At 72.9% G+C, this 25,106-nt stretch carries 26 protein-coding genes; 17 read left to right on the top strand and 9 right to left on the bottom strand.

Translation table 11 applies throughout. The features are described 5' to 3' along the window. The first annotated feature begins 1 nt into the window (after position 1). From ACFWIS_RS27870 to ACFWIS_RS27880, 3 genes are all read left to right on the top strand, one after another. On the top strand, positions 2 to 1,576 hold the full coding sequence (locus ACFWIS_RS27870; RefSeq protein WP_380461644.1) for an SCO6880 family protein: 1,575 nt from the start codon (positions 2 to 4) through the stop codon (positions 1,574 to 1,576). A gap of 66 nt (positions 1,577 to 1,642) precedes the next feature. Beyond that, on the top strand, positions 1,643 to 2,992 hold the full coding sequence (locus ACFWIS_RS27875; protein ID WP_380461645.1) for an ATP-binding protein: 1,350 nt from the start codon (positions 1,643 to 1,645) through the stop codon (positions 2,990 to 2,992). A 196-nt stretch (positions 2,993 to 3,188) separates the two neighbouring features. Next, complete coding sequence (locus tag ACFWIS_RS27880; RefSeq protein ID WP_380461646.1) at positions 3,189 to 4,988, top strand: bifunctional metallophosphatase/5'-nucleotidase; 1,800 nt, start codon at positions 3,189 to 3,191, stop codon at positions 4,986 to 4,988. Between the two features lie 68 nt (positions 4,989 to 5,056). On the opposite strand, the gene ACFWIS_RS27885 is transcribed toward ACFWIS_RS27880, so the two are convergent. The 5 genes from ACFWIS_RS27885 to ACFWIS_RS27905 form a co-directional block, all read right to left on the bottom strand. After that, positions 5,057 to 6,415, bottom strand: a complete 1,359-nt coding sequence (locus tag ACFWIS_RS27885) for an ATP-binding protein (RefSeq protein WP_380461647.1) — start codon at positions 6,413 to 6,415, stop codon at positions 5,057 to 5,059. 122 nt (positions 6,416 to 6,537) lie between these two features. Further along, a complete protein-coding gene (locus ACFWIS_RS27890; protein WP_380461648.1) occupies positions 6,538 to 7,308 on the bottom strand; it encodes a response regulator transcription factor in 771 nt (256 codons plus the stop codon). A 106-nt stretch (positions 7,309 to 7,414) separates the two neighbouring features. Beyond that, the gene (locus tag ACFWIS_RS27895; RefSeq protein WP_380461649.1) at positions 7,415 to 8,665 is read right to left on the bottom strand and encodes a S1C family serine protease; all 1,251 of its coding nucleotides are present in this window, start codon (positions 8,663 to 8,665) and stop codon (positions 7,415 to 7,417) included. Between the two features lie 129 nt (positions 8,666 to 8,794). Next, entirely contained in the window at positions 8,795 to 9,853 is a 1,059-nt protein-coding gene (locus ACFWIS_RS27900) for a LacI family DNA-binding transcriptional regulator (RefSeq protein ID WP_380461650.1), read from the bottom strand. A gap of 125 nt (positions 9,854 to 9,978) precedes the next feature. Further along, complete coding sequence (locus ACFWIS_RS27905) at positions 9,979 to 10,710, bottom strand: response regulator transcription factor (protein WP_380464104.1); 732 nt, start codon at positions 10,708 to 10,710, stop codon at positions 9,979 to 9,981. Positions 10,711 to 11,364: 654 nt separating this feature from the next. Here ACFWIS_RS27905 and ACFWIS_RS27910 point away from each other — a divergent pair. The 7 genes from ACFWIS_RS27910 (at position 11,365) to ACFWIS_RS27940 (ending at position 15,966) form a co-directional block, all read left to right on the top strand. Next, positions 11,365 to 11,658, top strand: a complete 294-nt coding sequence (locus ACFWIS_RS27910; protein WP_380464106.1) for a MoaD/ThiS family protein — start codon at positions 11,365 to 11,367, stop codon at positions 11,656 to 11,658. Between the two features lie 5 nt (positions 11,659 to 11,663). Further along, positions 11,664 to 13,046 carry a hypothetical protein gene (locus ACFWIS_RS27915; RefSeq protein ID WP_380524026.1) on the top strand — a complete coding sequence of 461 codons (1,383 nt, stop codon included), beginning with the start codon at positions 11,664 to 11,666 and terminating at the stop codon, positions 13,044 to 13,046. Positions 13,047 to 13,202: 156 nt separating this feature from the next. Beyond that, the gene (locus ACFWIS_RS27920) at positions 13,203 to 13,925 is read left to right on the top strand and encodes a DUF2993 domain-containing protein (protein WP_380461705.1); all 723 of its coding nucleotides are present in this window, start codon (positions 13,203 to 13,205) and stop codon (positions 13,923 to 13,925) included. A 226-nt stretch (positions 13,926 to 14,151) separates the two neighbouring features. Next, a complete protein-coding gene (locus ACFWIS_RS27925) occupies positions 14,152 to 14,232 on the top strand; it encodes an Ms5788A family Cys-rich leader peptide (protein WP_350517234.1) in 81 nt (26 codons plus the stop codon). 232 nt (positions 14,233 to 14,464) lie between these two features. Then, entirely contained in the window at positions 14,465 to 15,301 is an 837-nt protein-coding gene (locus ACFWIS_RS27930) for a sulfurtransferase (RefSeq protein ID WP_380461706.1), read from the top strand. Between the two features lie 37 nt (positions 15,302 to 15,338). Next, positions 15,339 to 15,629 (top strand): DUF1416 domain-containing protein, encoded by a 291-nt coding sequence (locus ACFWIS_RS27935; protein WP_030059605.1) that lies wholly within the window; start codon positions 15,339 to 15,341, stop codon positions 15,627 to 15,629. Between the two features lie 64 nt (positions 15,630 to 15,693). Further along, complete coding sequence (locus ACFWIS_RS27940; protein WP_380461707.1) at positions 15,694 to 15,966, top strand: DUF3099 domain-containing protein; 273 nt, start codon at positions 15,694 to 15,696, stop codon at positions 15,964 to 15,966. Between the two features lie 3 nt (positions 15,967 to 15,969). Here the strand turns inward: ACFWIS_RS27940 and ACFWIS_RS27945 are convergent, their stop codons facing one another. Then, positions 15,970 to 16,332 (bottom strand): DsrE family protein, encoded by a 363-nt coding sequence (locus tag ACFWIS_RS27945; RefSeq protein WP_380461708.1) that lies wholly within the window; start codon positions 16,330 to 16,332, stop codon positions 15,970 to 15,972. Positions 16,333 to 16,737: 405 nt separating this feature from the next. On the opposite strand from ACFWIS_RS27945, the gene ACFWIS_RS27950 reads away from it, so the two are divergent. The 3 genes from ACFWIS_RS27950 to ACFWIS_RS27960 all read left to right on the top strand — a co-directional run bounded on the left by ACFWIS_RS27950 (position 16,738) and on the right by ACFWIS_RS27960 (position 18,894). Continuing rightward, positions 16,738 to 17,340, top strand: coding sequence for an FABP family protein (locus ACFWIS_RS27950; RefSeq protein WP_380461709.1), 603 nt, complete (start codon positions 16,738 to 16,740; stop codon positions 17,338 to 17,340). Between the two features lie 107 nt (positions 17,341 to 17,447). Further along, complete coding sequence (locus tag ACFWIS_RS27955; RefSeq protein WP_380461710.1) at positions 17,448 to 17,912, top strand: Fur family transcriptional regulator; 465 nt, start codon at positions 17,448 to 17,450, stop codon at positions 17,910 to 17,912. Positions 17,913 to 17,922: 10 nt separating this feature from the next. Continuing rightward, complete coding sequence (locus ACFWIS_RS27960; protein WP_380461711.1) at positions 17,923 to 18,894, top strand: YgfZ/GcvT domain-containing protein; 972 nt, start codon at positions 17,923 to 17,925, stop codon at positions 18,892 to 18,894. 33 nt (positions 18,895 to 18,927) lie between these two features. Here ACFWIS_RS27960 and dtd read toward each other — a convergent pair whose 3' ends face one another. Beyond that, positions 18,928 to 19,368, bottom strand: a complete 441-nt coding sequence (gene dtd / locus ACFWIS_RS27965; RefSeq protein WP_380461712.1) for a D-aminoacyl-tRNA deacylase — start codon at positions 19,366 to 19,368, stop codon at positions 18,928 to 18,930. A 483-nt stretch (positions 19,369 to 19,851) separates the two neighbouring features. Here dtd and ACFWIS_RS27970 point away from each other — a divergent pair, with 483 nt between their 5' ends. From ACFWIS_RS27970 to ACFWIS_RS27980, 3 genes are all read left to right on the top strand, one after another. Further along, the gene (locus ACFWIS_RS27970; RefSeq protein WP_380461713.1) at positions 19,852 to 20,469 is read left to right on the top strand and encodes an ABC transporter substrate-binding protein; all 618 of its coding nucleotides are present in this window, start codon (positions 19,852 to 19,854) and stop codon (positions 20,467 to 20,469) included. Positions 20,470 to 20,543: 74 nt separating this feature from the next. Beyond that, a complete protein-coding gene (locus ACFWIS_RS27975; protein ID WP_380461714.1) occupies positions 20,544 to 21,503 on the top strand; it encodes an asparaginase in 960 nt (319 codons plus the stop codon). A gap of 122 nt (positions 21,504 to 21,625) precedes the next feature. Continuing rightward, the gene (locus ACFWIS_RS27980) at positions 21,626 to 21,835 is read left to right on the top strand and encodes a dodecin (protein WP_380461715.1); all 210 of its coding nucleotides are present in this window, start codon (positions 21,626 to 21,628) and stop codon (positions 21,833 to 21,835) included. Positions 21,836 to 21,924: 89 nt separating this feature from the next. Here ACFWIS_RS27980 and ACFWIS_RS27985 read toward each other — a convergent pair whose 3' ends face one another. Beyond that, the gene (locus ACFWIS_RS27985; RefSeq protein WP_380461716.1) at positions 21,925 to 22,593 is read right to left on the bottom strand and encodes a heme oxygenase (biliverdin-producing); all 669 of its coding nucleotides are present in this window, start codon (positions 22,591 to 22,593) and stop codon (positions 21,925 to 21,927) included. 217 nt (positions 22,594 to 22,810) lie between these two features. Further along, complete coding sequence (locus ACFWIS_RS27990) at positions 22,811 to 23,302, bottom strand: inorganic diphosphatase (protein ID WP_030244505.1); 492 nt, start codon at positions 23,300 to 23,302, stop codon at positions 22,811 to 22,813. A 97-nt stretch (positions 23,303 to 23,399) separates the two neighbouring features. On the opposite strand from ACFWIS_RS27990, the gene dacB reads away from it, so the two are divergent. Then, the gene (gene dacB / locus ACFWIS_RS27995; RefSeq protein WP_380461717.1) at positions 23,400 to 24,998 is read left to right on the top strand and encodes a D-alanyl-D-alanine carboxypeptidase/D-alanyl-D-alanine-endopeptidase; all 1,599 of its coding nucleotides are present in this window, start codon (positions 23,400 to 23,402) and stop codon (positions 24,996 to 24,998) included. Positions 24,999 to 25,106 lie beyond the last annotated feature (108 nt).

Genomic DNA, 25,106 nt, shown 5'->3' on the forward strand with positions numbered 1-25,106 from the left:
AGTGAGCAGCGAACCGCTCGGTCAGTACGGTGCCCAGTACGCCCAGCCGTACGTGCACCAGCGCCGCACCTACCTGATCGGCAAGGCCCGCCCGAATGCGCCGATCGGCCGGAACCGGGAGTCCGGCGAGATCATACTGATCATCTTCGGGGCGTTCCTCGGGATGCTCTGGGGTCTGCTGATGCCCGTCCTGCCGCTGCGGATCGCCGGTCTGATCGGCCTGCCGCTGCTGGCCATCGCGGCGGTCTACGTGCCGTACCGCAAGCGGACGTTCTACAAGTGGGTGGAGATCAACCGCACCTACCGTCGGACGATCCGCAGCGGGCGCGCGGTGTGGCGCTCGGAGGCGATGGACTCGGGCACCCGGATGGACGGCCGCGAGGTGGAGATCGGCCCGCCGCCGGGGGTGGGCCGGCTGCGCTGGCTGACCGCGCCGTTCGGGCCGGACGAGGTCGGGGTGCTGATGCACCTGGAGCGGCGGACGGTGACGGCCGCGATCGAGATCGAGGGTCCGGGCGTCGGGCTGCGGGACTCGGAGGACCAGGAGGCGCTGGTCGACCGCTTCGGCACGCTGCTCAAGCACGTCGCCAACGGGGACGGCTTCGTGACCCGGCTGCAGATCCTGGCCCGCACCCTGCCCGCTGACCCGGACGCCCACGCCAAGGACGTCGAGCGGCGCGGCGACCACGACGCGCCGCGCTGGCTGCAGGAGTCGTACGACCAGCTGCAGTCGATGGTGTCGACCTCCTCGGAGCAGCACCGGGCGTACCTGGTGGCCTGCATGCACTACACCCGGGACCTGGCCGCCGAGGCGCACGCGATGGGTCGCACGGCCACCGGCGGGCGGGCCCGGGACGACGACGGGCTGGCGGCAGTGATGGCCCGCGAGCTGACCGACATCTGCGCCCGGCTGGCGGAGGCGGACATCCGGGTGCGCCAGCCGCTGGGCCAGGCCCGGCTGTCCTCGCTGCTGCACTCGATGTACGACCCGGACCACCCGATCGACCACATCCAGGCGATGTCCCGGCGCAACGCCTGGCCGGCCGAGCTGGACGCGACCCACCCGCAGTACCTGACCGCGAAGACCCGCGAGTCGGCGACCCGGGAGCCGTGGTGCCACGCCACCGCGTGGGTCAAGGAGTGGCCGCTCACCCCGGTGGGCGTCAACTTCCTGGCGCCGCTGCTGGTGCACACCCCGGACGTGATCCGGACGGTCGCGGTGACGATGGACCTGGAGCCCACCGACGTCGCGATCGAGCGGATGCTGACCGAGAAGACCAACGACGAGGCGGAGGCCAGCCGCGCGGCCAAGATGAACCGTACGGTCGACCCGCGCGACCTGGCCCACACCGGCCGGGTGGACCAGCGCGGTGATGACCTGGCCTCCGGCGCGGCCGGGGTGAACCTGGTCGGCTACATCACGGTCTCCTCGCGCAACCCCGACGCGCTGGCCCGTGACAAGCGGACCATCCGGGCCTCGGCCGGCAAGAGCTACCTCAAGCTGGAGTGGTGCGACCGGGAGCACCACCGGGCGTTCGTCAACACCCTGCCGTTCGCCACCGGCATCCGCCGCTGACCGTCGCGCCGGTCCACCCCGGACCCGCGCTTGTCCACCCCTACCGCTGACACCAGGAGGCCGCCCATGGCGCTCGGCAACCTCACCGACGCGTTCACCAGCCTGATGTTCGGCAAGGTGGAGACCACCCGGCTGCCGGTGCGCACCTCCACCGGTCAGGCGCAGGCGGTCTACCTGCCCACCGCCGCACCGGGGTTGGGCGACTCCGGAGTGATCATCGGGCGCGAGGTGTACAGCGGCAAAGGCTACGTCTACGACCCGTTCCAGCTGTACGGGCAGCAGCTGCCGGCCCCGCACTGGCTGGTGCTGGGCGAGTCCGGCAACGGCAAGTCGGCGCTGGAGAAGACGTACGTGCTGCGGCAGTTGAGGTTCCGTGACCGGCAGGTCGTGGTGCTCGACGCGCAGGGCGAGGACGGCGTCGGCGAGTGGAACCTGATCGCGAACGCGCTGGGCATAAAGTCGATCCGGCTCGACCCGATGGCGGCCCGCGACGGCGGGGTGAAGCTCAATCCGCTGGATCCGGCGATCACCCAGACCGGACAGCTGTCGCTGCTGCGCACCATCATCGAGGTGGCGATGGGGCGCGGTCTGGAGGAGCGGGCGGGCTTCGCGCTGAAGGCCGCGCACGCCCATGTGGTGGCCACGGTGAAGGACCGCCAGCCGGTGCTGGACGACATCATCGACACCCTGCGCAGCCCCGAGCTGTCCTCGGTGGAGTCGCTGGGCGTGGCGGTGGAGGAGGTGCAGTCCTGGGGCCTGGACGTGGCGCTGGTGCTGGACCGGCTGGTCGACGGTGACCTGCGTGGCATGTTCGACGGCCCGACCAGTGACGGCATCGACCTGGACGCGCCGCTGATCGTCTTCGACCTCTCGCACATCGACCGCAACTCGATCGCGATGCCGATCCTGATGGCGATCGTCGGGGTGTGGCTGGAGCACACCTGGATCCGGCCGGACCGGAGGAAGCGCATCTTCCTGGTCGAGGAGGCCTGGCACATCATCAACAGCCCCTTCGTGGCCCAGCTGTTCCAACGGCTGCTGAAGTTCGGCCGTCGGCTCGGGCTCTCGTTCGTGGCGGTTGTGCACCACCTGTCGGACGTGGTGGACGGTGCGGCGGCCAAGGAGGCGTCGGCGATCCTGAAGATGGCCTCCACCCGGACGATCTACATGCAGAAGGCCGATGAGGCGCGGGCCACCGGCCGGGTGCTGGGCCTGCCGCGCTGGGCGGTGGAGATCATCCCGACGCTGTCGCCGGGCATCGCGGTGTGGGACGTCAACGGCAACGTCCAGGTGGTCAAGCACATTATCACCGACACCGAGCGGCCGCTGGTGTACACCGACCGCGCGATGACCGAGGACGCGGTGGCCGAACGCACCAGGGCCGAGCGGCAGTTGGCGGCCGAACCGGGGGTCTGAGCGGGGCCCGTGAGTCGGTGCGCAGGCTGCCCGTCCCGCTCCGGTGGCGATGGTTCGTCAGCAGGTAATCCTCTCGTTACGTCCGACCTCCTGACAGCTACGCGCGTTGACCCTAGGCTGCACTCGCGCAACACATCGCCCGCACGCCGCTGCGCTCCGCCGCCGCGTGCTCCTCCAAGGTGCAGGGGAACCTCTCATGCTCACCGTCAGATCCCGACGGTCGGCGTTCGCCGTCGTCGCCGCCGCAGGTCTGTTCGGCACGGTGGTCGTGCCGACGGCCGCCCAGGCCGCCGACGCCAACGCCAAGCGTCACAAGACCGTCAACCTCCAGCTGTTGGCGATCAACGACTTCCACGGCAACCTGGAGCCGCCGGCCGGCTCCTCCGGCACGATCAAGGAGGTCGACCCGGCCACCGGGCAGGTCGTGTCGACCCCGGCCGGCGGCATCGAGTACCTGGCCACCGAACTGCGCAAGGCGCGGATCCCGGCCGACGACTCGATCACCGTCGCGGCCGGCGACATCGTCGGTGCCAGCCCCCTCACCTCGGCGCTGTTCCACGACGAGCCGACCATCGAGGCGATGGACAAGCTGGGCCTGGACGTCACCTCGGTCGGCAACCACGAGTTCGACCAGGGCGCGGCGGAGCTGCTGCGCAAGCAGGAGGGCGGCTGCCACCCGACTGACGGCTGCTACGAGCCCGGCCGCACCTTCAAGGGCGCCAACTTCAACTACCTGTCGGCCAACGTCACCGACGAGAAGTCCGGCAAGCCGCTGCTGCCGCCGTACTGGGTGACCAAGTCGCAGGGCGTGAAGATCGGCTTCATCGGTGTCACCCTGGAGGGCACGCCGAACATCGTGACCGCCGAGGGCGTCAAGGGCCTGAAGTTCGCCAACGAGGTCACCACGATCAACAAGTACGCCGCGGAGCTGAAGGCCAAGGGCGTCAACTCGATCGTCGCGCTGATCCACGAGGGCGGGTACCCGGCCAGCAGCGTCTACAACTACGACTGCGGCGCGGCCGGTCAGGGCATCTCCGGCCCGATCGTCGACATCGCCAAGCAGATCGACCCCGCGGTCGGCGCCATCGTCACCGGCCACACCCACAACGCGTACGCCTGCACCATCCCCGACCCCGCCGGCGTGCCGCGCTCGGTGACCAGCGCCGCCTCCTTCGGCCGGCTGTTCACCGAGATCGACATGAAGCTGGACAAGACCACCGGCGAGATCGTCCGCCCGTCGGTCAAGGCCGAGAACCACGTGGTGCGCCGTACGGTCGAGAAGGCCCCGGACATGACGGCGCTGATCGACCACTACTCCAAGCTGGCCGCGCCGAAGGCCAACCGCCCGATCGGCTACATCTCCGCGGACGTCAACGGCCGCGGCAGCGCCGACCTGGAGAAGCCGCTCGGCGACGTGATCGCCGACGCCCAGCTGGAGGGGCTCGCCCCGGTCGGCAAGGGCGGGGCCCAGGTCGCCTTCATGAACCCTGGGGGCCTGCGCTCCGACCTGGTCTACAAGGCCTCCGGCGGCGAGGGCGACGGGGTGGTGACCTACGGCGAGGCGTTCACCGTCCAGCCGTTCACCAACATGATGCAGGTCAAGACGCTGACCGGCGCCCAGCTGGTCCAGGCGCTCCAGCAGCAGGTGAGCGGTCTCAACGACGCGGCGCCGAAGATCCTCCAGGTGTCCTCGAACCTCCACTACACCCTGGACATGCGCAAGACCGGCGCGGACCGCGTCGTGCTGGACTCGATCCGGCTGAACGGCGCGCCGGTCGACCCGGCCGCCACCTACCGGGTCGCGGCCAATGAGTTCCTGGCCGGCGGCGGCGACGGCTTCCCGGCCTTCGCGGCCGGCACCGACAAGCTCGTCGGCGCCTCCGACCTGGACGTCTTCACGGCCTACCTGACGGCCCACAGCACGGCGGGCTCGCCGCTGAAGCCGCCGGCGCAGGACCGGATCAAGGTCCTCGGCCCGGGCAGCGACGTCGACTGACCGTGAGCCGGACATGAGGAGGGGCGGGGCGCTGTCGGGGCGCCCCGCCCCTGCTGTTCTCCCGGCGGCTACTCGGGGGCGGGGCCGCCGGGAAGTCGTACGGTCGCCAGCGCGCCGGGGCCGCCGTCCGCGGCCGGGCCGAGCGTGACCTCGCCGCCGGCCTCCCGGACGCTCTGCGCGACGATCGACAACCCCAGGCCGGATCCGGGGAGTTGACGTGAGGACGGGGAGCGCCAGAACCGGTCGAAGACGTACTGGAGCTCGTCCGGCGGGATGCCCGGGCCGTGGTCGCGGACGGTCAGCACGCCCTGCCGGAGCCGGACGTCGATGGTGCCGCCGGGCGGGCTGTACTTCACCGCGTTGTCCAGCAGGTTGATCACGGCCCGCTCCAGTCCGGCCGCGTCGCCGTGCGCGTACCAGGGCTCGGTGCTCGTCTCGAAGACCAGCCCGGGGCCGCGGAGCTTGGCCCGTTCGACCGCCCGGCCGACGATCTCGTGCAGGGCGACCACGGTGAGGTTCGGCCCGGCCTTGGGGGTGTCGGGGCGGGAGAGCTGCAGCAGGTCGCCGATCAGCACGGTGAGTTCCTGCATCTGGGCCTTCATGTTGCCCAGCAGCTTGGTCTTGGTCGCCGGGGGCAGCGGGCGGCCGGTGTCGTTGCTGCGGATCAGCAGGTCGACGTTGGTCCGCAGCGAGGTGAGGGGCGTGCGCAGCTCGTGGCCCGCGTCGGCGATCAGCCGGGTCTGGCGCTCGCGGGAGTTGGCCAGGGCGGTGCTCATCGAGTTGAAGGAGGTGGACAGGCGGGCGATCTCGTCGTCGCCGTTCACCGGGATGGTGGTGCCGACCTCCTCGGTGCGGGCGATGTGCTCGACGGCGTCGGTGAGTTGGTCGACGGGCTTGAGGGAGGAGAGGGCGACGAGCCGGCCGGCGACGGCGGCGAGCAGGATGCCGCCGAGGGAGACGGCGCCGAGGAGGATGGCGAGGCCCTGGAGGGAGTCCTCGACGGACTGGGTGGGGGTGGCGACCATCACGACGGTGGGCTGTGAGAAGTAGTGGACCAGGGAGAGCCGGACCAGCGCGGGAGCCCCGTTCGTGTAGTGGCCGTCACGGATGATGGACTGACCGGCCTTGAGCCGGAATGCGGCGTCATCCTCCGGCTCGACCACGATCGCCCGAGGCGAACCCGGGGGCAGACCCACGCCGTTCGACGTGAGGAACTGGGTGTCCCGGGGTGCGGCCCCGCTGAACTCCGGGGTGTTGTTACGGGGCTGGTTGGCTGCCAGAGCCGCTTCCGGAGTCTCGTACAGATTGAGATTCCTGCCGATCATGGCCGGCGGCGCGCTCGCCAGGTCCGCTTTCACCTGTCCGTACAACTGCTTGTCCACGATGAACCAGCAGGCCAGCGCCGACATGGCGATGGCCACCGCCACCGCTGCCGCGCTCAGGAAGGTGAGGCGGCCGCGGAGTGAGCGCGAGCGGAACCACTGGACGACGCGTGCGCGCCGACGCGGGGCTCGTGGCGGCGTCAGCGGCGGGGGAGGCGGAACAGTGCTCACGCGCTGGTGCCGGCGGCCGGGCGCAGGGCGTAGCCGACGCCTCGTACGGTCTGGATGAGGCGCGGCATGCCGCCCTGCTCGGTCTTGCGGCGCAGGTACATCACGTAGACGTCCAGGGAGTTGGAGGACGGCTCGAAGTCGAAGCCCCAGACCGCCTTGAGGATCTGCTCGCGGGTGAGGACCTGGCGGGGGTGGGAGAGGAACATCTCCAGCAGCATGAACTCGGTGCGGGTGAGTTCGACGGACTTGCCGGCCCGGGTGACCTCGCGGGTGGCGGTGTTCATCCGCAGGTCGGCGAAGGCGAGGACCTCGCTGTCGTCCTCGACGACGGCGCGGGCGGCGGCCTCGGTGGCGAGGGCGTTGCGGCGCAGCAGGGCGCGGACGCGGGCGAGGAGTTCGTCGAGTTCGAAGGGCTTGGCGAGGTAGTCGTCGGCGCCGACGTCGAGGCCGGTGACGCGGTCGCCGACGGCGTCGCGGGCGGTGAGCATCAGCACGGGGACGGTGTCGCCGCGGGAGCGCATCCGGCGGACGGCGGTGAGGCCGTCCATCCGGGGCATCATGATGTCCAGCAGGACGAGGTCGGGCTTGTCGCGTTCGACGGACTCCAGGGCCTCGTAGCCGTCGGTGGCGGTGGCGACCTCGTAGCCCTCGAAGGCGAGGCTGCTCTCCAGGGCGTCCCGGAGGGCGGGTTCGTCGTCGACCACGAGGAGCCGGGCGGAGGGGTGGCCGGCCTCGGCGGTGCTGCGGTCGTCGGCGGACGGGGTCATGGGCTGGTGCCCTTTCTCGTCGGGTGGAGGGCCTGCTGGGTCTGCTGGAGGTACTGGAGGTAATTGTCCGCCTCGCGGACGTCTACCGGTTCCTACGGATTGTGGCTCACAGGCTCTGGCCGGATTCGAGCTTCGGCAGGACCTGCTTGATGTCGTTGATCGGGATGGCGAAGCCGAGACCGACGCTGCCGGCGCCGCTGCTGCCGGAGGAGTTGGATCCGCTGGGCGCGTACATCGCCGAGTTGATGGCGATGACCTGCCCGTTGGCGTTGATCAGCGGCCCGCCCGAGTTGCCGGGGTTGAGGGCCGCGTCGGTCTGGAAGGCCTTGTAGGTGGTGGTGTCGCCGTTGTTCTGCTGCTGCTGGGCGCCGCCGCCGCGGGTACCGGGCAGGCCGGGCAGGAACGGGAGGCCGAAGCCGCCGTTGCCGCTGGTGGCGCCCTCGTCGAGCTGGACGGTGACGTCGCGGTTCTCGGCGCTGATGATGCCGGAGGTGACGGTGCCGGTGAGGCCGTCGGGGTTGCCGATGGCGACGACCGGGTCGCCGATGGCCGTGGTGGAGGAGTCGCCGAGGACGGCGGGGGTGAGGTTCTTGGCGCCGCTCGCGGTGATCACGGCGACGTCGAGCTTCTTGTCGGTGCCGGTGACGGTGGCGGAGGCGGTGGAGCCGTCCTTGAAGGTGACGGTGATCTGTCCGCCGTCGGAGGCGGTGGCGATCACGTGGAAGTTGGTGAGGATCCGGCCGTCGGTGTTCAGGACGACGCCGGTGCCGGTGGCGGTGCCGGTGCGGTCCTTGACGGTGATCTGCACGACGCTGGGCGAGACGGCGGCGGCGACGGCGGGCACGTTGGCGGTGCCGTCGGTACGGGCCGAGACGGGGCTGGCGATGGTGCCGACCCGGGTGTCGGCGGACTGCCGGTCGGCGGCGATGATCCCGCCGGTGACCCCGCCGATCACGGCGGCGATCGCGGCGACGGCGGTCACCAGGGCGAGCCGCCCGCGCAGCAGTCCGCGCCGCGCCCGGCCGCCGTGGTCGCCGGGGCCCTCGGGGCCCTCGGGGCCCTCAGGGCCCGAGGGGTGACCGAACAGGGTGGGCGGCTCGGGCGGCATGGGCGGCGGGGGCGGCGTCGCGCCGAAGGCGCCGTCGGAGTGGTCCTCGCGGTGGCCGTATCCGGCGCACGGGTCGGTGCCGCCCTCGCGGTGGCCGTACCCGGCGTACGGGTCGGTGCCGCCCGCGCGGTGGCCGTACCCGGCGTACGGGTCGGTGCCGCCGGTGTCGGAGCCCAGCACGGTGCCCTCGATGACGCGGGGCTCGTACTGGCCGTACTGCTCGCTGGGGTTGTGCCGCTGTTCGCTCATGCCGACCAAGCTCCGCCTGGTGGATGAGGACCGGATGAGAAGCGGCTCAGAACGTGCCGAGAACCCCGTTGGGTTCTCATAAAGCCTGGTCAGGCCGCCGATGGGGCGGAACCGGTGGTTCCGCTCCGGTTACTCCTGGGCGGCCCGGCCGGGGGCGGCGCCGTCGCAGCCGCAGGAACGGCGGATGACCAGGCGGGACGGGAACTTGCGGACCCGTTCGGTGTCCGAGCCGGGCACCATCAGGGAGTCGTCCAGCACCAGGTCCACGGCGGCCCGGGCCATCGCGTCGCGGTCGGAGGCGACGGTGGTCAGCGGCGGGTCGGCGAGCGCGGCCTCGGGCACGTCGTCGAAGCCGGCCACCGCGAGGTCCTCGGGGACGCGCAGGCCGACCTCGCGGGCGGCCCGCAGCACGCCGATGGCCTGGTCGTCGGTGGAGCAGAAGACCGCCCGCGGCCGGTCGGGGGAGCGCAGCACTTCGAGCGCGACCTCGTAGGCGCCGTAGCGGTGGAAGGGCGCGTCGATCAGGTGCGGTGCGGTGGGGATGCCGTGGGCGTCCATGGCGCGCTGCCAGCCCTCGACGTGGTCGATGACCGGGTCGCCGGGCGCGGGGGACTCCACCGGGCCGCCGAAGCAGGCCACGTACGGGTGTCCGTGCTCCTCCAGCAGGTGGCGGACGACGGCCTCGGCGCCGCCGACGTCGTCGGTGACCACCGCGACGTCGTCGATCGCCTCGGGACGGCGGTGCAGCAGGACGACCTTCGCCCCCTCCATCGCGGCGAACTCCTCGGCGGCGCGCTGCGAGGGGCCCTGGCTGACCAGGATCAGGCCGGAGACCCGCATGCCGAGGAAGGCACGGACGTAGTGGACCTCGCGGTCGTCGACGTAGTCGGAGTTCCCGATCAGCACGAGCTTGCCGCGCTCGGAGGCGGCCCGTTCGACGGCGTGCGCCATCTCGGCGAAGAAGGGCTGGCGGGCGTCCGGGACGACCATGCCGATCAGGTTGGTCCGCCGGGAGGCCATCGCCTGGGCGACGCTGTTCGGCCGGTAGCCGAGCTGCTCGATCGCCGCGAGGACCTTCTCCCGGGTCGCGGGCGCGACCGGGCGCGGACCGTTGTTGATCACGTAGCTGACGACCGCGGTCGAGGTCCCAGCCAGTCGGGCTACATCGTCGCGCGTCACCTTGGCCACGGGGCGAGTCTACGCGTGTGGTCCCCGGGGCGGCAGTGGGACCTGGGGCCGCTCCGGGGGCGCACCGGGAGCAATCCGGACGAGCCGGGCGGGGGACGGCCCGCCCGGCTCGTCCGGCGGGGAGGTCAGGCCTCCAGCGGGGCCGAGGGGCGCTGGGCGAGCTCCGGGCGCTCGCTCTTCTCGGCCTTCTCCGGGACGACGAAGCGGTAGCCGACGTTGCGCACGGTGCCGATCAGCTGCTCGTTCTCGACGCCGAGCTTGGCGCGCAGCCGGCGGACGTGCACGTCCACCGTGCGGGTGCCGCCGAAGTAGTCGTAGCCCCAGACCTCCTGCAGCAGCTGGGCCCGGGTGAAGACCCGGCCGGGGTGCTGGGCGAGGTACTTGAGCAGCTCGAACTCCTTGAAGGTGAGGTCGAGTGCCCGGCCCTTGAGCTTGGCGGAGTAGGTGGCCTCGTCGACCGAGAGGTCGCCGTTGCGGATCTCCATCGGGCTGTCGTCGGTGACGACCTGGAGGCGGCCGAGCGCCAGCCGAAGCCGGGCCTCGACCTCGGCCGGGCCGGCGGTGTCCAGCAGGACGTCGTCGATGCCCCACTCGGCGGTCACGGCGGCCAGGCCGCCCTCGGTGACCACCAGGATCAGCGGGCAGCCGATGCCGGTGGAGCGCAGCAGCTGGCACAGGCTGCGGATCTGCGGCAGGTCGCGCCGCCCGTCGACCAGGATGACGTCCGCGCTGGGGGTGTCCACCAGGGCCGCTCCCTCGGCGGGGGCCACCCGGACGTTGTGCAGCAGCAGGCCGAGGGCCGGCAGCACTTCGGCGGACGGCTGCAGTGCGTTGGTGAGGAGGAGGAGTGAACTCATACCCGGTGGTCCCCTTTCCGGGTCGTCGCGGTAGCGCCACGGTTGCCGCCGCAGCCGGAGGGCGCAAGTGCTGAGGGGAGGGGGAAGGACGCCCGGGCGGGGTCGGGGGAGCGCTCGACGGGCCGGGGGTCCCGCAACCCCTGGTGCACCGTTCCTGCCCTGCTCATCCCGCGAACCCTCCGGTCTGGTCCGGTTCCGGGTGGCGGCCCGGCGCCGGGTGGCGTCACCCCGCCGACCCGGCACGTCCTTGTGCCGCGAGAGGCGGGGCGGTCCCTGCGGCACGCCGGGGGTGGGCCGGCGAATCGCACGAACGTCCGTACTGGCGTCCTGAAAGCACAAAAGGACCCGGGGGCGACTCTGCCCGGATCCCTCTTGGTCCATGAGGATAGCCGACCGCCTTCCGCGCCGGGAGTGCGCGAATCCGGCGGTTCGCCCAATGCGGGCGCACGCCGGGTGAGTCTGGACACAGCTTCGAGCGCCGCCGCGGGCCCGCCCGGCCGGGGCGATTGCCGCCGGGACCGGCGGACAGGCCATCATGGGACCCACATCGGCGGCGCTGTCGGGGTCCATCGTTCGGGTGGTCGGACGGCGCTGCGGTGGCGAGCCGGACCGGGTCACCGGGGCCGGGCGAGGACGAACGGAAGGGGTGGCCCGATGGGCGCGACCACCGAGCCCGCCAGCGGCGCCCGGGTGCGCGGGACGATCCGCTACTGGGCGGCGGCGAAGTCCGAGGCCGGGCTGGCCGAGGAGCCGTACGAGGCGGCGACCCTGGCGGAGGCGCTGGCGGCGGCCAAGGAGCGGCACGCCGACCGGCCGAAGTTCGTCGGGCTGCTCGGGCACTGCTCGTACCTGGTCGACGGGGCGCAGGTGGGCGGCCGGGACCACGCGACCGTGGCCCTGACCGAGGGCGGGACGGTCGAGGTCCTCCCGCCGTTCGCGGGAGGCTGAGCGGCGTGACGGACATGAACTACCCGAACGACGGCGGCGGCTACGGCGACTGGCCGCAGCAGCCCCGGCATCCGCATCCGCAGCAGCAGGCGCCGTACCCGCCGCAGTACGCGCAGCACCCGTACGGCTATCCGGTGGACGACGACGCGGCGACCACGGTGCTGCCGCCCGTCCCGCCGCTGGACGACCCGGCCGCGACCACGCTGCTGCCGCCGGTGCCCCCGCTGGACGACGCGGCGACGACGCTGCTGCCGCCCGTCCCGCCGCTGGACGACGCGGCGGCGACCACCCTGCTGCCGCCGGTGCGGGTCGCCGGTGCGATGCCGGTCGCCCCGCCGCAGTACTCCGGCCGGCCGCCGCAGCAGCAGCAGCCGGTGCAGCAGCCCCCGATGCGGCATCAGCCGATGCCGCAGCCGGTGATGCCGCCGCAGCCGCAGCAGCCGTCCCGGGCACGGCACGCGGCCCCGGTGCCGCAGCAGGCCCCGCGGCAGGCCGCGCCCGTCGGCCACCCCGCGCCCGCCGGGCCGCCCGCCGCCGGGATGCCGCCCGCCGCCGGGCTCGGTTTCGACTCGCCGACCATGACGCTCAAGCGCCCGGACGCCCCTGCCGCCCCGCCGTACGGCGCCCCCCCGGGGCGGCCGGTGCCGGCCGCCCCGGGGGCCGGGGGCCCGCAGGGCCGGACCGGTTCGCCGATCATCGACCCGGGCCTCCAGCCCGCCCTGATCACGGCCGGCGCGGCCGCGCTGCTGGCCGGCGGTGCGGCGCTGGGGCAGGTGGCGCTGGCCCTGGTGGTGGCGCTGCTGCAGCTGCTGACGGCGGCCGGCTGGTTCCGGCTGAACGGCATGTGGCCGGCTCGGCAGGGCATCCTGCTGGCGGCGCTGTCCGGCTTCGTGGCCGATGCGGCGGTGCTGCTGGCGGACTCGGACGGCGGCGTGGCGGCCGTGGTGGGCACGCTGGGCGGGTTCTTCCTGCTGGTGCTGGTGCTGCAGACGTTCCGGCCGTCGGACCCGAAGGAGCGGTTCTACGCGCTGACCGTGCTGGGTTCGGCCACCGTGGTGACGGCGCTGTGCACCGCGCTGCTGCTGGCCGACTGGGTGCCGGCCGGGGTGGGCGCGGTGGCGCTGGCCACCGTGCTGGCGGCGGCGCCGCTGCCCGGGCCGAAGCAGCTGGGCCCGGTGCTGGGCCTGGTCGCGGCGGTGCTGCTGGGCTTCCTGGTGGGCGCGCCGGTGGCGCTGGGTGCGCTGGCCGGGCTGGGTGCGTTGGTCGGGCGCCGGGTCGCGGCGTACGACTTCCCGTCCCGCTTCGTGCACATGACGGCGGGCGTGGCGCTGCCGCTGGCGGTGGCCGCGCCGCTGATCTGGATGGCCACCGGCCCGCTGGCCGGCTGAGCCCGTCCGCCGCGACCGCGTCCCGCCCCGGAACCACCTTCCGGGGCGGGACGTCGTACGGTCGTGCGGTAGGGGCCGCGTCCGGGGCGGTCCAGGGACGGGACGGCGGCGGACCGCGGCGGGCGACGACGGCGACCGGTGACGACGGGGGACACGATGCGCGGATGGCTGAAGGCGACGATCGGCGTGGCGGTGCTCTCCGGGCTGCTGCTGGGCGCGGACCGGATCGCGGTCGGAGTGGCCGAGGACGAGGCCGCCGACCAGTTGGTGAAGAGCGGCCAGATGAGCAAGCGGCCGGACGTCACGATCGAGGGCTTCCCGTTCCTCACCCAGGTGGTGTCGAAGAAGCTCGACGACGTCCGGATCTCCTCGGACGGCCTGACCGTGCGGAACAACGGCCAGCAGGTGGCGCTGCACTCCTTCAAGGCCAAGCTCTCCGGGGTCGAGGTGAGCGACAACCTGAACAGCGCCACGGTGGACACCGGCACCGGCAGCGGCGTGATCACCTACCAGGACCTCGCCAAGCTGCTGCCCCCGGCCTCCCAACTGCTGGGCGGCGCCTCGCTGCCGGTCGGCGGCAACTCCCGGCTGAGCCTGTCGTACGGCGGGCCGGGCAAGGTCAAGGCCTCGCTGGGGCCGGTCTCGGTCGGCGAGGCCACCGTGCACAACGACGGCAACACCATCACGGTGGACGGCCTCCGGCTGAGCTCGCTGGCCGAGATGTTCGCCGGGCTCTCCAACCGGAAGGTCGAGCCGGCCAGCGTCACCCTGGACTCGATGCCGGCCGGGCTGAAGCTGGCGGCGAAGGACGGCGTGACGCCGCTGCCGGAGGGACTCCAGCTGTCCTTCGAGGGCAAGGGCGTGAAGCTGCTGGGCTGAGCCCGGCCCGGGTGCGCCCCGTTCCGCTCCGCGAGACGCGCTGTCCAGCGCGGACCGCGGAGCGGCGTCGTTTCCGCCCGTTGTGCGCCGCGGCGGGGTGCCCGGCACGGGCCCGGCTGGGCGCCGGTCGGGCGGCGCGGGGGCGAATCCCAACATTCGATCGTTTTGATCTCGCCATTCGATACGCTGATGACAGGCGACCCCCGGTGTCCCTAGCATCGTCGGCATGAAGCGACAGACGGATCTCACGAAGCGGCGGGCGGTCGACCTGTGCCGCGTGGCCGCCTGTCTGTGTCGAATGCGCTAAGTCGGCATCCTGGCAGGGCAGTTGACGCCCGCCGCCGATTCCCCGGTGACCTCGTGGAGCCCTTGCGGCCGCTGGTCGCCGCCGTACGCCGCAGTCCCCGCCCGGTCGTCCCGGCTTCGCTCCTCCGTCCCATCATTCGGACGGGTATTCGGACCGCACCCGTTTCGGGCACCCCTGCAGCACCTGTTGAGCAGCACCTTCCGCCAACCGCCCCCGGATGGAGAACACCACCATGAGCCGCAGTGACGTCCTGGTCGACGCCGACTGGGTCCAGGCCCGCCTGGACGACCCGAAGGTCGTCATCGTCGAGGTCGACGAGGACACCTCCGCGTACGACAAGAACCACATCCGCAACGCCGTCCGGATCGACTGGAAGAAGGACCTCCAGGACCCGGTCCGCCGCGACTTCATCGACCAGGCCGGCTTCGAGGCGCTGCTCAGCGCCAAGGGCATCGCCAACGACGACACCGTCGTCCTGTACGGCGGCAACAACAACTGGTTCGCCTCGTACGCCTACTGGTACTTCAAGCTGTACGGCCACGGCGACGTCCGCCTGCTGGACGGCGGCCGCAAGAAGTGGGAGCTGGACTCCCGCGACCTGGTCTCCGAGGTGCCGGCCCGCGCCGCGACCGAGTACAAGGCGCAGGCCGCCGACTCCTCGATCCGCGCCTTCCGCGACGACGTGATCGCCGCCATCGGCACCCTCAACCTGGTCGACGTCCGCTCGCCCGACGAGTTCTCCGGCAAGCTGCTCGCCCCGGCGCACCTCCCGCAGGAGCAGTCGCAGCGCCCCGGCCACGTGCCGAGCGCCCGCAACATCCCGTGGGCCAAGAACGCCAACGACGACGGCACCTTCAAGAGCGACGAGGAGCTCAAGGCCCTGTACGAGGCCGAGGGCATCGACCTGGCGAAGGACACCATCGCCTACTGCCGCATCGGCGAGCGCTCCGCGCTCACCTGGTTCGTGCTGCACGAGCTGCTGGACCAGCAGAACGTCAAGAACTACGACGGTTCCTGGACCGAGTACGGCAGCCTCGTCGGCGTGCCGATCGAGCTCGGCAACAACTGAGCCCCCGGCTCGACCCGTAAGTCAGAAGGAGACAGACATGTGCGGTGCGAAGGCCGGCGGCCCGGACCTGGCAGGAGTTGACGTGGCGAACGAGACGATCATCCAGGGTTCGGTGACCCGCGACGGTGAGCCGGTCAACGGCTACGTCCGGTTGCTCGACGAGGGCGGCGAGTTCACGGCCGAGGTGCCCACCTCGGCGACCGGCCAGTTCCGGTTCTTCGCCCGCCCGGGCAAGTGGACCCTGCGCGCGCTGGTCCCGGGCCAGACCGTGGACCGTCAGGTGGTGGCCTCCCAGGGCACCGCCGTCGAGGTCGCGATCGCGGTCTGACCGGTTCGGACGACCACACCGGGGCCCCTGCCGTGCAGGGGCCCTCGGTCGTACCGTGGAAGACGTGCAGACGAGGCGCCGGCGGCGCTACTACTACGCCATGATGGGCGTGTGCCTGGGCCTGTTCGTCCTGGCCTGGGGCGTGGTGCGGTTCTTCTCGGTGGGCGCGGCGGTCGGCCTCTGCGTGGTCGCGATGGTCATCCCGCCGCTCGCCGCGGTGTTCGCCAACAAGCGGGACCCGGACGACGACTGGTGGAACGACCCGCGCTGGGACGACCCGAAGTGGGACGACCCCGGCCACGACCGGGACCGCCCCGACCACGAGGACCGGTCGTAGCGGTCAGTAGACGAGCGCCTGGACGCCGTCCGCCATGATCTCGCTGAGGAAGACCTGCGCGCCCGCGATCCGGACGCCCTCGACGGTGTCCTTCTGCTCGATCCCGCGCCGGGCCGCGCACTGGGTGCACAGGGTCACCGAGCCGGCCGCCAGGACGGACTCCAGGAGGTCCGGCAGCGGCGCGGCGTGCGGCAGCTCGAACTCCGCCGCCCGCCCCGGCACGGCGAACCAGGACGACTCCCCGGTCAGCCAGAGCGAGACGTCGATCCCGCTGGCGACGGCCACGGCCGCCACCGTGAAGGCCTGTGAGCACCGCTCGGGCGCATCCGCCCCGGCGGTCACCTTGATGACGAGCTTCTTCGACATGGCGCCACCTTAGAGGCCGCGCGGGCCCCGTCCGCCGTCATCGCGGAATCCCTTGGGCAAACCTTGGACGGCGTCCGGACGCGGCCCCGGCCGGCCGGCCCGGCAACCGGCGCGGCGGGGCGCGGAACCCGACGCGGTGGGACGCGAAACCCGACGTGGTGGGGCTCACCGCGACCGGCCGTAGCCCGCCGGATAGAGTGAGCGCGAGCAAAATCCACCACACTGTCGCCGCCTGGGAGCCCCCCGTGTCCGGTCTGGAAATCTTCTTCGACGGTCTGCTGGCCCTGATGGCCGTGCTGATCACCTGGTTCGCCATCTTCTCGGTGATGAAGCTGTACCAGGGCCAGCGCTGACCCTGCCGTACGGTTGAGGCAGACCGCACCGACCACGACAGCGACCAGGAACATGATCGAGATCCCTTCTGACCTCCACAGGGACGTCGTCCCGCTCGCCTTCCTCCTCGGTACCTGGGAGGGCGCGGGCGTGTACGCCCCCCTGCCCAATGAGTCGGGCCCCGGCGCGGAGAAGTGCAACTTCGGCCAGGAGATCGTGATCCGGCACGACGGCCGCCCCTTCCTGGAGTTCCGCTCCCGCACCTGGGTGCTGAACGAGGAGGGTGAGAAGGTCCGTCCGCTGGAGAACGAGCACGCCTTCTGGCGCATCACCAGCAACCACGACGGCACCAGCGGCGCCCGGGGGATCGAGATCTCCTCCGTCCGCGACGACGGCACGGTCGAGATCTGGTACGGCGAGCTGGCCGACGGCAAGCCGCAGGTCGACGTCTCCACCGACGCGGTGGCCCGCATCGAGGGCTCCCCGGAGTACTCCGGCGGCAAGCGGCTGTACGGCTTCGTCAACGGCGAGCTGCTCTGGGTCGGCGAGAAGGCCGCCCCGAACGTGCCGCTGCGCCCGTACATGTCCGCGCAGCTGAAGAAGGTGCTCAGCCCGGCCCAGCTGATCAAGGACATCAACGACCTCCCGGACGACGGCATCGCGTTCTTCAAGTGACCGGCTTCTCCGAGTAGGCCCGCACAATCCGTGCACGAGGTAGGGACCGGCCCCCGGCCGGTCCCTACACTTGCCTCAGGACCCCCGACCTTGGCAGGGACAGAACCGTGGCGGACACCGGCACCACCGACTGGCAGCTCTCCGGCGACTGGAAGGCCGACCTGCGCGAGCGCGGCTACCGCCTCACGCCGCAGCGACAGCTCGTCCTGGAGGCCGTGGACGTGCTCGACCACGCCACCCCCGACGACATCCTCTGCCACGTCCGCAAGACCGCCAGCGGCGTCAACATCTCCACCGTCTACCGGACCCTGGAGCTGCTGGAGGAGCTGGGCCTGGTCTCGCACGCCCACCTCGGCCACGGCGCCCCGACCTACCACCTGGCCGGCCGCCACCACCACCTGCACCTGGTCTGCCGGGACTGCGAGAAGGTCACCGAGACCGGGACCGAGATCGCCCAGCCGCTGATCGACCGGCTGCGCGAGCAGCACGGCTTCGACACCGACCTCAAGCACTTCGCCATCTTCGGGCGCTGCGCCGACTGCGCCGCCGGGCAGGACGACGGCCGGTCGTAAGCTGGCCGGTATGACCGGTGAGAAGAGCCCGCTGCTTGCCCTGCCCGGAGCCGTCCCCGCCGAGGGGGCCGACGAGGGTGTCGCCGCCCACTACGGCGACATCTTCCGCGAGCAACGGAACCTGTCCCGGGGCACCGGCTTCGTCGACCTCTCGCACCGCGGCGTGGTCACCGTCACCGGCGCCGACCGCCTCGCCTGGCTGCACCTGCTGCTCACCCAGCACGTCAGCGGGCTGGAGCCGCAGCACGCCACCGAGGCGCTGGTGCTCTCCCCGAACGGACACGTCGAGCACGCGCTCTACCTGGTCGACGACGGCACCACCACCTGGGCCCACGTCGAGCCCGGCACCCAGGGCGCGCTGGTCGGGTACCTGGAGAGCATGAAGTTCTTCTACCGGGTGGAGGTCGCCGACGCGACCCCCGAGTACGCCGTGGTGCACCTGCCGGCCGGCTCCACCGGCTCCGTCGAGGGCGCCGCCGCCGTTCGCGAACTCCCGTACGGGCGCGACCTGTTCGTGCCGCGCGCCGAGCTGGAGAAGCTCACCGCCGGGTACGGTCCGGCAGCCGGGGTCTGGGCGTACGAGGCGCTGCGGATCGAGGGCCACCGCCCCCGGCTCGGCTTCGAGACCGACCACCGGACCATCCCGCACGAGGTGGACTGGCTGCGCACCGCCGTCCACCTGCAGAAGGGCTGCTACCGCGGTCAGGAGACCGTCGCCCGGGTGCACAACCTGGGCCGCCCGCCGCGCCGGCTGGTCTTCCTGCACCTGGACGGCACCGAGGAGACCCTGCCCCCGCACGGCACCGAGGTGCGGCTGGCCTCCGACCCGGACGGGCGGTCGCTGGGCTTCGTGACCTCCTCGGCCCGGCACCACGAGCTGGGCCCGATCGCGCTGGCGATCGTCAAGCGGAACGTCCCGGTGGACGCGGTGCTGCTGGCCGGGACGGTGCCGGGCACCCAGGACGTGATCGTCCCGCAGTAGTCCGGTGGCCCGGGAGCTCGGCGGTTCTCTGGCTCAGACCTCGACCAGGACGGTGAACGGGCCGTCGTTCACCAGCGCCACCTGCATGTCGGCGCCGAACCTGCCCGTCTCCACCTTGGCGCCGAGCACGCGCAGTTGGGCGACCACCTCGTCCACCAGCGGCTCGGCGACCGGGCCGGAGGCGGCGGCGTTCCAGGTGGGGCGGCGGCCCTTGCGGGTGTCGCCGTAGAGGGTGAACTGGCTGATCACCAGCAGCGGGCCGCCGATGTCCGAGCAGCTCTGCTCCACGCCCTGGTCGTCGGCCGGCAGGATCCGCAGCGTCCAGAGCTTGCGGGCCAGTTGGGCCGCCTTGGCCGGGGTGTCCTCGTGGGTCACGCCGACCAGGACGCACAGGCCGGGCCCCTCGATCGCGCCGACGGTCTCGCCGGCCACGGTCACCCGGGCCTCGGTCACTCGCTGCACCACTGCTCGCATGCCGCCATTGTGCCGGAGCGCCGCACCGCCCCGCGGGGAGAGGTGCGCACCAGGGGCGCACATCAGGGGCGCACGAAAGGGTGGCGCACGCCGTGCAGCGCGCGCCTGCGCAGGGTCGGGCGCCACTCTTCCTGCGGAAAGGCCCGGTCATATCAGCCACCCCTGTTCGCCAGGGGGGCCGTTCGGGTGCACGGGCGGTGCGCGCGCGCCGGGTGGGGTGGCACGCTGGGGGTCGTACGAAGGGCCCGGCGCGCCTGAAGGTCCGCCGCACCGGGCCGGGGTTCGGCCGGGCGGTCGAGCCGGTAGGTCAGGCGTTCTGTCGGGGTCGCCCCGGCGGGTGGTCCCGGCCGGGGAGTGGAACCCTTCGGGGCCCCCGGGCGTGCCAACGGACGGGACGCGCGAGCCCGTCGGGGGACGGGCCGGGCCGGCGGCAGGGACGGGCTGCCGCGAGCGGGCGGGATCGGACGACGGCAGGTGGGCTGGATGATGGACGCGAGCAGCGCGGCGTGGAGTCGCTCCGGGCAGGTGGCGCAGGCCCCCGGGGGCCCGTCCTGGGCGGTCGGCCCGGACGGCGAGCCCGACCTGGAGCGGCTGGGCCTGGACCAGCTGCGGGTCCTGCGCCGGGAGACCCTGGAGCAGGAGGCCGACCTGTCCTACCTGCGGCGGCTGCTGCACGGGCGGATGGACATCCTGCGCGCCGAACTGGACCGGCGCCCCGGCGGCGGCCCGGCCCACCCCGCCCGGGCGGCCGGCGAGGAGCCCGGCGGCGACCTGCTGGACCGGCTGCCGGCCATCCTGACCGACGCGCCCTCCACCGTGCGGCGCTCGGCCCGGCACGTCACCCTCGGCCCGCCGCGCACCCAGGAGTCGCAGCTGGAGGCGGACGCCCTGATGGGCGACGTCCAGCTCGCCGACCTGGCGGCCCACCCGGCCGAGGAGCTGCTGGCCGCCCTGGAACGGCTGCGGGCGCACGAGCGCGAGGTGTCCGGCCGGCGCCAGCGGCTGCTGCGGACGGCCGACGGTTGCAATGCGGAGATCACCCGCAGGTACCGTGATGGGGAAGCACGGGTCGACGACCTGCTCTCGGAGAGGCCGCTCTGACCGGCTGAGGCGTCGCGGGCGGGTGGGACTCCGGCTTCCTCCCGGCCCACACCCTCGCCCCCGGAAGGCTCCCGATGTCCCAGTCCGCCAACCCGCCCGTGCTCGCCGAGGTCATACGCTCGGGCTTCACCGAGGGCCGTCACCACGGCTCGCTGGTCCTGCTCGCCGCCGACGGCTCGGTGGAGTTCGCGCTCGGTGACCCCGACGCGCCGGTCTTCCCGCGCTCCACGGCCAAGCCGTTCCAGGCGGTGGCCACCCTGCGGGCCGGGCTGGCGATCGAGGGCGAGCTGCTGGCGCTGGCGGCCTCCAGTCACTCTGCAGAATCGTTTCACCTGGACGGCGTGCGGGCCATCCTCGGCTCGGCCGGCCTCGACGAGTCGGCCCTGCGCACCCCGGCCGACCTCCCGCTGGACGAGACCGAGGCGGAGCTGCTGCTCGCGGCCGGCGGCCGGCGCGCCCCGATCCTGATGGACTGCTCCGGCAAGCACGCCGGCTGGCTGGCCGCCTGCGTCGCCAACGGCTGGGACACCGAGGGCTACCTCGACCCGGTGCACCCGATCCAGCAGCTGGCCCGCGAGGCCCTGGCGGAGGCCACCGGCGAGACCCCCGGGCACACCGGGGTGGACGGCTGCGGCGCCCCGCTGCTGGCCGTCTCGCTCACCGGCCTGGCCCGCGGCTACCGCAGCCTGGTGCTGGCCGCCGAGGGCACCGCGCAGCGCCGGGTGGCCGACGCCATGCGCACCCACCCCGAGTACGTGGCCGGCACCCGCCGGGCCGACACGTGGCTGATGCGGGCCGTCCCGGGCGCGCTGTCCAAGATGGGCGCCGAGGCCGTCCAACTGGTCGCGCTGCCGGACGGCCGGGCGCTCGGCTTCAAGATCGACGACGGCGCGGAGCGGGCCCGCGGCCCGGTGCTCGCGGCGGCCCTGCGCCGGCTCGGCGTGACCGGCGCGGACGACACCGTGGAGCGGATCGGCGCGGCCCCGCTGCTCGGCGGCGGCGCCCCGGTCGGGCTGGTCCGGGCGGCGTTTTAGGACGTGTCCGGCCGGCCCCGGCCGCCCGCCCCGGCAGCGGTCGCGGCGGCCGTCGGGGTGCGGGCGGCCCCGGGGCGGTGCACGGTGGACCGGGGGCCGTCGCACAGCTGAGGGAGTCCGCCATGACCGACCACGTGTACCGGGTGACCGAGATCGTCGGGTCCTCGACCGAGAGCGTCGACGCCGCGATCCGCAACGGGGTGGAAAGGGCGTCCCGGACGCTGCGCAACCTCGACTGGTTCGAGGTCGGGCAGGTCCGGGGCCACCTGGAGGACGGCCGGGTCAAGCACTACCAGGTGTACCTCAAGGTCGGCTTCCGGCTGGAGGACTGAACCGGCGGCAGCGGGGCGCGCTGGGCCGGCGCCCGGACCGGCGCCACCCCCGCCCGCTCGCCGGGGCCGGTTCCCTGGGCGCGGGGGCCTCAGGCGCTCAGCGGATAGCCGGCGTCCAGGTCGTGGAAGACCGCCCCGTTGAGCACGAAGGCCCGCTTGCACTCCTCGACCACCCGGCGCCGCTCCACCTCGTCCATCGCCGCACCCGCCGCGTCCAGCTTGGCCCGGTACTCCCGCTTGAAGGCGGCCGGGTTGTCGATCTCCTCGAAGACGTAGAACCGCACGCCGTCGCCCTTGCGCTCGAAGCCCCAGGTCTTCTCGGCCACGCCGCGGATGATCTGGCCGCCGGAGAGGTCGCCCAGGTAGCGGGTGTAGTGGTGGGCCAGGTACCCGGCCGGCCACTCGGCGGCCAGTTCCTCGATCCGGGTGACCAGGGCGGTGGTGGCCGGCAGCGGGGCCAGTCCGTCCCGCCAGTCGGGGCCTCGCAGGTGCGCCAGGTCGCGCTCGACGGCGGCGGTGCGCAGCAGCGCCCGGTCGATGAAGGGCCCGGCCAGCGGGTGGTCCGCGAGCTGCCCGGCCCGGCTCTCCAGGGCCCGGTAGACGTGCCAGAGCTGGCCGGTGAGGTCGGCGTAGGCCTCGATCCCGAGCTGTCCGCCCAGCAGGCGGCTCATGAACGAGGACTGCTCCGCGGCCTCGTGCTCCTCGCTGCTGGCGGTGCGGAGCACCGCGGAGAACGGGGTGGGCTCGGGCGTGGTCATGCGGCCTCCTGGGATCGGGATCGGCCCTAGATTTGGTTAGGCTAACCTAAGTCGATACTCTTGCCGACAGCCTGTCGGTAAAACCGTACGGCCATCGCCCCCGGACACGACAGGGGCCGGGGCCCGCGGACGAATCCGCGGACCCCGGCCCAGGCTGTCCCGACCTACCTCGAACTCCCCCGATCGAACGGGGAGCGAACGAGATCGGAACGACGGCTCAGTGGCCGCCCTGCTCCGCGAGGCGCTTGATCGAAGCGGTGACCTCGGCCTCGGCCTCGGCGCGGCCGACCCAGTTGGCACCCTCGACGGACTTGCCCGGCTCCAGGTCCTTGTAGACCTCGAAGAAGTGCTGGATCTCCAGGCGGTCGAACTCCGACACGTGGTGGATGTCGCGCAGGTGCTCCCAGCGCGGGTCCGTCGCCGGGACGCACAGCAGCTTGTCGTCGCCGCCGGCCTCGTCGGTCATCTGGAACATGCCGATGGCGCGGCACTTGATGAGGCAGCCCGGGAAGGTCGGCTCGTCCAGGATGACCAGGGCGTCCAGCGGGTCGCCGTCCTCGCCGAGCGTGCCCTCGACGTAGCCGTAGTCGGCCGGGTAGCGGGTCGAGGTGAAGAGCATCCGGTCGAGCCGCAGCCGACCGGTCTCGTGGTCGACCTCGTACTTGTTACGAGAGCCCTTCGGGATTTCGATAAGGACGTCGAACTCCAACGGTTCCTCCAAGGTAGGGACTGACAGAATCCAAGTGTCTCCTACGGGAGTGAGTGCTCGGGAAAGGGGCCGGTCGGTGGGAGCTGGGGTGGGGGCGGTGCGCCGTCGCAGGGGGAGGGCGGCCGGACTGTTCGGAGCGGCCCTGCTGGTCGCCGGAACGGTGCTGGGCGCGGGCGGTGCGTACGCGCAGCCGTCTCCCGGTGCCGCCGGGCACAGCGCGGGGCAGGGCGAGGACGACAACGGCCAGGGCGGCCAGGGCGACCAGGGCGACCAGGGGGGTCGCGACGGCCGCAAGGGTGACCACGGGAAGACCAGGCCCGGTCCGGGCCAGAGCTCCACCGGGCCCGCCCGCCGGAACGGGTCGGGGAGCACCACGCCCGGTGACAGCGCTCCGCCGACCGCGCGCCCGGCGCCCGTGGCGGGCGCCGTCCTGGCCACCGCCGGCAGCGGCCCGGAGGCCGCCGCCGTTCCCACGACGCAGGGCCTCCAGCAGGCGCTCGCCCCCGCCCTCGGCGACAAGAGCCTGGGCACCGTGACGATCGCCGTCGCGGACGCCGCCGACGGCCGACTCCTGTACGGCTCCGGGGAGAACACCCCGGCCACCCCCGCCTCCACCACCAAGCTGGCCACCACGGTCGCGGCCCTGTCGCTGATCCCCGCCGACACCCGGCTCACCACCCGGGTGGTCCGCGGCGCGGACCCGGGCACCGTGACCCTGGTCGGCGGCGGGGACCCGACGCTCACCGCGCTGCCCGCCGACCAGGTGCAGATCGGCGGCCAGCCCGCCGACGCCGACACCGCCCCCGCCTCGCTGGAGGCCCTCGCCCGGCAGACCGCCACCGCCCTCAAGGCGGCCGGCACCACCACGGTCAAGCTGGACTACGACCTGTCCCTGTACAGCGGCAGCCCGCAGCACCGGAACCCGGACAACCAGAACATCGCCCTGGTCGTCCCGCTGATGGTGGACGAGGCGAGGATCGACCCGAAGAGCAGGGAGGACGCCCCGGCTCGGGTCGCCGACCCGGCCGGCGCGGCCGCCACGGCCTTCGCCACGATGCTCGCCGCCCAGGGCGTCACCGTCGAGGGCAAGGCCAAGCCGGCCGCCGCCCCGGCCGCCACCGACGCCCCCGTCCTCGGCAAGGTCGACTCGCCCACCGTCGCCCGGCTGGTCGAGCGCCTGCTGACCACCTCGGACAACCAGCTCGCCGAGGCGATCGCCCGTCAGGTCGCCCTCGCCGGTCACCAGCCGGCCAGCTTCGAGGGTGCGGCGACCGCCGTCACCCAGGAGCTGGCCAAGCTCGGCGTGCCGATGACCGGTGTGGTCCTCCACGACGGCAGCGGCCTGCACCCGGACAACGAGATCCCGCCCGCCGTGCTGGTCAAGCTGCTCGCCCTGGCCGGCTCCGACCAGCACCCCACCCTGCGCCCGGTGCTCACCGGCCTCCCGGTCGCGGGCTTCACCGGCACCCTCAACAAGCGCTACGGCTCCGGCTCCGGCGCCGCCGACGCGGCCGGCCTGATCCGCGCCAAGACCGGCACCCTCAGCGGCGTCAACACCCTGGCCGGCACCGCCGTCGACGCCGACGGCCGCCTGCTCGCCTTCGCCGTCATGACCCGCACCGCCGCCCCCGCCGACACCGCTCGTGCCGCCATGGACCGGATCGCCGCCCGCCTCACCTCCTGCGGCTGCCACTGAGCCCGACCCCCTCCCGCGCCCGGCCGGGCGGCGAGGGTTTCCGGGCCCTTCGGGGGAGCCGCCGGGCGGGTTCACGGGGGCCTGGGAAGGGCAGGGAGGAGGGTGGGT

Source organism: Kitasatospora sp. NPDC127060, assembly GCF_042724935.1.
GTDB lineage: Bacteria > Actinomycetota > Actinomycetes > Streptomycetales > Streptomycetaceae > Kitasatospora.